Source organism: Paraburkholderia sp. (assembly GCF_036488505.1).
Classification (GTDB): Bacteria; Pseudomonadota; Gammaproteobacteria; order Burkholderiales; family Burkholderiaceae; genus Paraburkholderia.
Window position 1 is genome coordinate 1 of the sequence record NZ_DASXHN010000302.1, and the last position, 2402, is coordinate 2402.

General features: G+C 62.9%; 2 protein-coding genes. Both read right to left on the minus strand.

The features are described from left to right. A partial coding sequence (locus VGH68_RS17995; RefSeq protein ID WP_331605021.1) for a 2-keto-4-pentenoate hydratase occupies positions 1-683 on the minus strand: 683 nt, incomplete at its 3' end. A 50-nt stretch (positions 684-733) separates the two neighbouring features. Then, a complete protein-coding gene (locus VGH68_RS18000) occupies positions 734-2020 on the minus strand; it encodes an MFS transporter (protein ID WP_331605022.1) in 1287 nt (428 codons plus the stop codon). Between the last annotated feature and the right edge of the window lie 382 nt (positions 2021-2402).

A 2402-nucleotide genomic window follows, 5' to 3' on the forward strand; every position in this document is an offset into this window, starting at 1 on the left:
GGAAAAAACATCCCCGTGTACGACCCCGTGGTCACGACCATCTCCGGTGTCACCGCGATGCCGCGCGAACTCGCGTGATTGACGAGCCACGTCAGCAACCGCCGCGGATCGCCGGCAGGATTCGCTGGCGCGGATTCGACCACGTCTTGTCCGTTGAAACTGAAATGTAAAGACGGCGCGATGAACGGAAAGTCCTCGCGATAAGGGATGAACTCGCCGACGATCAGCGCGCCGTGGTTCTGCAAGTCCGCGAGTTGCGCGAGCTTGTCGATATGGGGCCACGCTGCATAGCGGCTCGCGACCACTTCGATGGTCGCACCCGTCGAAGCGATGCCCGCCTTCACTTCGTCTTCGCTATAACGCGTAGTGGACGGCTCAAAACGGCGGCCAAAGCGAAACGCTATTTCCAGTTCGAGCCCAAGCGGTGCGAAGCCCGCGTGCGGCAAACGCGCGCCGTCTGCGTGCTGGTCGACATCGGGCAACGGCGCGCCCTGAATCGGCCCGCTCGCGGACTTCGCGCCGATCTTCCAGCCACCGATGCGCGCGCCGCACGCGCTCAGGATTTCGTGCTGAATTGCATAGGCCGCGCTGGCGTCGGCCGGTATCAGATCCGGCGGCAGCGTGTCGAGCGTGACGCGATCGCGGCGTGCGTCGGCAAGACGCTGGCTGAGTGGTGAGGTCATGTCTTTAATCGCGAACAGTGAGTGAACAATGAGTGAACAGTCGATTGTGCTTACACGCCCACACGGTGGGGGATGCGCGGGTTGTCGGCCGCGTCGAGTTCGAATCTGCTTTCCGGCTGCATGCGCAAAGCGAGCACCACGCCGACGGCCATCAACAGGATGCTGCCGACGAACGGCAAATCCCAGTTGCCGAAGTAGTCAATCAGGAAACCGCCCATCACCGGCGAGATGATCGCGGCCAGCGCCGAGCCGGTGTTCATCATGCCGCTCGCGGTGCCGGCGAATTCCGGCGCGATGTCCATCGGAATCGCCCACATCGGGCCGATCGTCATTTCGGCGAAGAAGAAGCCCGACGCGAGACACGCAATCGACAAATAGAGATCGTGCGTGAACATCAACGGAATCAGCGACACCAGGCAGAACAGCATGCACACGGACACCATCCAGCTGCGCGCGCGTTTCAGGCTGCCGGTGCGCTTGAAGATCCAGTCGGTGACGACGCCGCCGAGCGTATCGCCGATCACCCCGGCGAAGAACACCACGGAGGCGAAGATCGCCGACTTCTGCAATTGCAGATGATTGTTGTGCAGGAAGTACAGCGGAATCCAGCTCAGGAACAGCCACAGCGTCCAGCCGTAGCAAAAGTACACGACCGTGACGGGCGCCATGCGGCGAAACAGTTTGCTCCACGCCACGCCGGCCGTTTTCGGCTTCGGTGCGGGCAGCACCGCCAGTTCTTCGGTCGTGATGCGGGGATGATCCTTCGGATGTTCGGTGAACGTAAATGCCCACACGCCGACCCACAACAGGCTTAGCACGCCGCAGATATAGAACGACTCGCGCCAACCCCAAGTCGCCATCACGAGCACGATCAGCGCGGGCGCCAACGCATTGCCGATGCGCGACGCCGCATGCGTGATGCCCTGCGCGAAGCCGCGCTTGTCCTTCGCGACCCAGCGCGACATCGCCGAGGTTGCGGCGGGAAACGTGGCGCCCTCGCCGAAGCCAAGCAGCACGCGCGCGGCCAGCAAGGACGCGAGGCCGCCGGCGAGGCCGGTCAGCAAGGTCGCGGCGCCCCAGATTGCGCCGCACCACAGCAGCGTGCGTTTAGCGCCGAAGCGGTCGCTCACCCAGCCGCCGATCACCTGAAACAGCAGATACGGGTACGCGAAGGCCGAGAACACGAGGCCGACCTGCATATGCGAAAGGTGGAATTCCTTGCCGAAGCCCGCGGCCGCGGTGCTGACGTTCACGCGGTCGAGGTAGGTGATGAAGTACATGACGCCAAGCATCAATAGCACGATACTCGGTGCGCTGGTCAAACCAAACCGCTTCATCGTCTCTCTCCATTGCATATGTCGACGGCGCGCCGGGGATGGCGCGCTGCGTCGTTGACCGGCAGCGCCACACGTCGCTGCGGACGTCTTGCATGATGTTCGGCCTGCGTTCTATGCGCGGCTCTTGAGTCTCGAAGGATGTGTTCCCCGCCTTCCATTCCGCCTGCTGCTTGTTGCTTATCTATACCCGTTCTTTTTAAATCGCACGGCGCGGCCCTCGCGACCCGCGCCGTGCGATTGTGCGCTTCAGGCCGCGGCTTTCAATCCCGAGGCTTTGGTCGGCTGGCTCAACCACTCCATAGCGGCAGGCAAGCCGCTTTCCTTGAGCGACACACCTGCAAGACGCAGACCCATCTCGCAACCGGCTAGCGTGGCGAGCAGC